The sequence below is a fragment of the Gammaproteobacteria bacterium genome (assembly GCA_037388465.1).
GTDB lineage: Bacteria > Pseudomonadota > Gammaproteobacteria > SpSt-1174 > SpSt-1174 > JARRKE01.
This window is the reverse complement of sequence record JARRKE010000139.1, coordinates 1-4,079: the sequence shown is the minus strand read 5'-3', so window position 1 is coordinate 4,079 and position 4,079 is coordinate 1. Positions and strand designations below refer to the sequence as shown.

The window sequence follows — 4,079 nt, the reverse complement described above, 5'->3', positions numbered from 1 at the left end:
TTGACCCAGGACTGATAGACCTCGGCGTGCACCGCGGTGATCGGGCCGCTCATGGCCTCGCGGCTGAAGCGCGCGCGCAGGATGTCGGCGTCGCTCTTGGGCGAGTCCATGCCCGCACCGGCGTACAGCACGTCGCGCTCGCGCAGGCCATCATAGCTGACCTCCAGGCGGGTGTTGTCGTCCGGGGTCCAGCCGAGGATGGCACCGTAACCGTCATCCTTGTATGCGGAGCGCACCTCGGTGCCGGTACCGTCCTTGTAGTTGTCGGCCTCGGCCTTGTTGCCGTAAACACGCACGAAACCCTGGGTGCCGCCGGCAGTGAGGTCAGCGTAACCGCTGCGCACGTTGCCGTTGTCGCGATAGCCGATGCCGGCCTTGCCGCGTGCGTGCTCGCCCTCGGCGAAGCGCGGCGTGATGCGCTCGAACAGCACCGTGCCACCACTGCCGCCCGGGCCGTACACCACGCTCTGCATGCCTTCGATGACGGTGATGCGGTCGAACAGCTCGGGCGCCATGTAGGCGGTGGGCGGGTCCATGCGGTTGGGGCAGGCGCCGAAGATGTACGCGCCGTCGGTGAGGATGTTGAGGCGGTTGCCCTGCTGGCCGCGGATCACCGGGTCGATGCCCTTGCCGCCCATGCGGATGCCGTCCACGCCGGGCAGGTCGCGCAACAGGCTGCCAGCGTCGGCGGCCGGCGCGGCGGTATCGTCGGCCATGTCGATGACCTGAGTGCTTGGTGTGAAACGTTCGCCCTCGACCTGGATGGTTTCGAGTGATGTGACGTCTTCGGCGTGGGCGACGGAATAACTGGCGGCGCACATCAGTGCGAGCAGAGAAAGGCGGGGTTTCCGCATCGTATGACTCCCGTATCGATCATTGTTTATTTATGCATCCGACCGATAGGGCAAGAAGCGCGCCAACCCTTGGAGGCTTTAAAAACAGTTGGTTAGAAATTCAGGTAGATGTCTGGCTGCGGCAGATGCCGGTCAGCCCGGCAGGGACGCCGGGCTGAGGTTCGTCACGACACGACTGCATGGATGCAGGAGGTAGAGCAACGCAGGAGCAGTTGCCGAGGACGTCGTGTCGAACCGACCCGTCGCAAGTCAACGGCTGAGAGGGTAGCCCGCAGGGCCAAGGCGGTGGGGGCGCATTTCTTTCGTCCCTTTCTTTGTGCGTACAAAGAAAGGGACTCGCACGCAGCAATGGTGCTAGATAAAAAAATCCCAGCCTTGAGGCGTGCGAAACAAAACCGCACACGCCTAACCACAGACCAGCACAATAAAAACCTCAATCCAACATCTTCTGCAGCACCTCGGCAAACGTCCTCAACACCGTTACCCGCGCATACCGCTTGTCGTTGGCCGGAATCAGATGCCAGGGCGCGTACTCGGTGCTGGTGCGCACGACCATTTCGTTGACCGCGGCCTTGTAGTCGCCCCACTTCTCACGGTTGCGCCAGTCTTCGCCGGTGATCTTGTGGCGTTTGTAGGCGGTGTTCTCACGCGCGGTGAAGCGCTGCAGCTGTTCCGGCTCGTCGATGTGCAGCCAGAACTTGAGCAGGCCCATGCCGTGGTCGGCGAGCTGGGCCTCGAAGTCGTTGATCTCGTGATAGGCGCGCGCCCATTCGGCGGGCGTGGCGTAGCCCTCCACCCGTTCGACCAGCACGCGGCCGTACCAGGAGCGGTCGAACAGGGTGCAGTAGCCGTCGCGCGGCAGGCGTCGCCAGAAGCGCCACAGATAATGATGATCCTTTTCCTCGTCGGTGGGCGCGGCAAAGGGTTCGACGTGGTACAGCCGCGCGTCCATGGCCTGGATCAGACGGCGGATGGCGCCGCCCTTGCCGGCGGCGTCCCAGCCCTCGAACGCCACCACGCAGGGGCGGCGTTCACGAAACGCCTTCCAGGTCAGGCGGTTCACCTCGGCCTGCCAGTGCTCCATCTGCTCCCTGTATTCGTCGTGATCGAGAGCCAGGGAGAGGTCGACGTGGTCCAGCACGGTGACGCGGGCGCTGTCGATCTCCGGCAGGGCCGGCGCGTGCGAGGTCGTGAGATCGGGGTCGGGCGGCGGGGCGGCGAGACGCGTCTCGATGGCCTTGAGCAGGGTGCGGCCGATGGTCAGGTCGCGGTAGCGGCGGTCGGTGGCCTCGATGAGGTACCAGGGCGCCTCGCCGGTGTCGGTCTCGCGCAGCACGTGCTCGCAGACCGGCAGGAAGTCGCTGTAGTGCTTGGCGTATTGCACGGTCTCGGGCGCCATGCGCCAGTGGCTGTGGGGGTCCTTGCGCTGTTCCTTGATGCGTTTAGCCTGTTCCTGCTCCGGCAGGTGGCACCAGAATTTGACCACCAGGGCGCCGCCGCGCACCAGCATGCGCTCGGTGTCGGCGATGCGCACCAGTTCGGCTTCCAGGACGTCATCGTCGTCCTTGCCCAGCACCCGCTCCACGATGGGCTCGGTGTACCAGCCGCCGAACAGGATGCCGATGCGCCCCGCCGCCGGCATGGTGCGCCAGAAGCGCCACCAGCGCGGACGCTGTTTTTCCTCGTCGGTCTCGTCCCAGTAGGCGTGCACCCGCACGCCGCGCGAGTCCAGCCATTCGAACAGGCGGTTGACCACCTCGCCCTTGCCGGCCCCGGATACGCCCGCGATGATCACCACGACGGGTATGCCGGCCTTGCGCGCGGCCCGCTGGGCCCTGAGCAGCCCGAGACGCAGCTCGGGCACCGCCTCCTTGAAGTCCTGCTTGCTGACGCTGCGGCCCAGTTCGGCGGCTTCGAACATCTGTATCCCCTGTGTGGTCGAAAAGTGGCTGAGGGTTGCCCAACCCCATCTTAGCCCGTACCCTTACGCGGTTTAATCCCCGTCGGTGCAGAAAGACCATGAGCGATTTGAACCTGGAGCAGGCCCGTTTCAACATGGTGGAGCAGCAGGTCCGCCCCTGGGACGTGCTGGATAACAGGGTGCTGGACGTCCTGCAGGCCCTGCCCCGTGAGGCCTTTGTCCCTGAGGCGTACCGCAACGTGGCCTACGCCGACATGGAGATTCCGCTGGGTCACGGCGAGTCCATGATGGCACCCAAGATCGACGGGCGCATCCTCCAGGCGCTGGGCATCCAGCCCCACGAGCTGACGCTCGAGATCGGCACCGGCAGCGGCTTTCTCACCGCCTGCATGGCCAAGCTGGCCGGCGAGGTCCACAGCGTGGACATCTACGAGGACTTCAAGTATCTGGCCATGAAGAACCTGGCCGAGCAGGGCATCCAGAATACGGTGCTGCGCACCGCCGACGCCAAAGACGGCTGGGGCCTGGCGACCCGCTACGACGCCATCGCCGTCACCGCCTCCATGCCCGAATACCGCCCCGTGTTCGAACCCTACCTGGCCCTGAACGGCCGCCTGTTCGTGGTGGTCGGCGAAGCGCCGGTCATGACCGCCCGCCTGATCACCCGCGTCGGCGAGCACGAATTCGCCACCACCGACCTGTTCGAGACCAATCTCAAGGCGATGATCGGCCTGGAGCAGAAACCCGAATTCGTCTTCTAGCAGACTGTTGTTGTCTACTCATGCGGCACGATAGGGTGTCAAAAGCGGGCTCAAAATGCGGGGCTGCGCAGCAGCGAACGCTTTGTAAACTGCGCTTTCTCGCCCGATTTTTCCTGCTCTCGCACTCGCCTGAGCGACAACAACAGCCTGCTAAGGACCTTATCCAGGGGTAAATTCGTGTAAATGCCGCACACGCCGCTTGGCCGGTCCTTCGGGCCTGCGCTAAGATGCACGTATTGGTTTTCAGGTCTGCACCAAGACAGGCCTTCTTAGCGGCCCGCCGGGCCGCACCCATTACCCGGGAGCCGCTATGAAGATCCGACAAGCCCTGCTTGCCTTGACCGTTATCGCCGCCGCCAGCACGGCGCAGGGCGCCGACCTGCTAACGGTGTACCAGCAGGCGCAGCAGAACGACGCCACCTACCTGGCCGCCGAGCAGGCCTACAAGGCGGCCGAGCAGAACAGCCCCATCGCGCGCAGCGCCCTGCTGCCCCAGGTCAACCTGTCGGCCAGCACCACCAACGACCACACCGAGCTCAAGGA

Annotated in this window: 4 protein-coding genes; 2 read left to right on the top strand and 2 right to left on the bottom strand. The window is 64.7% G+C overall.

Annotated features, from left to right (window positions below):
- Together P8Y64_14295 and pap are read right to left on the bottom strand one after the other, a co-directional pair.
- Positions 1 to 854 (bottom strand): TonB-dependent receptor plug domain-containing protein (locus tag P8Y64_14295; GenBank protein MEJ2061619.1); only part of this gene is annotated, 854 nt, incomplete at its 3' end.
- A 433-nt stretch (positions 855 to 1,287) separates the two neighbouring features.
- Positions 1,288 to 2,775 (bottom strand): polyphosphate:AMP phosphotransferase, encoded by a 1,488-nt coding sequence (pap, locus tag P8Y64_14290; GenBank protein MEJ2061618.1) that lies wholly within the window; start codon positions 2,773 to 2,775, stop codon positions 1,288 to 1,290.
- A 107-nt stretch (positions 2,776 to 2,882) separates the two neighbouring features.
- On the opposite strand from pap, the gene P8Y64_14285 reads away from it, so the two are divergent.
- Together P8Y64_14285 and P8Y64_14280 are read left to right on the top strand one after the other, a co-directional pair.
- Positions 2,883 to 3,536: a protein-L-isoaspartate O-methyltransferase gene (locus P8Y64_14285; GenBank protein MEJ2061617.1), complete on the top strand. Its 654-nt coding sequence runs from the start codon at positions 2,883 to 2,885 to the stop codon at positions 3,534 to 3,536.
- A gap of 310 nt (positions 3,537 to 3,846) precedes the next feature.
- A partial coding sequence (locus P8Y64_14280; GenBank protein MEJ2061616.1) for a TolC family protein occupies positions 3,847 to 4,079 on the top strand: 233 nt, incomplete at its 3' end.

Bases quoted from the DNA above. Each gene is read 5' to 3' on its own strand.
- pap (MEJ2061618.1), bottom strand. From the start codon at position 2,775: ATGTTCGAAGCCGCCGAACTGGGCCGCAGCGTCAGCAAGCAGGACTTC.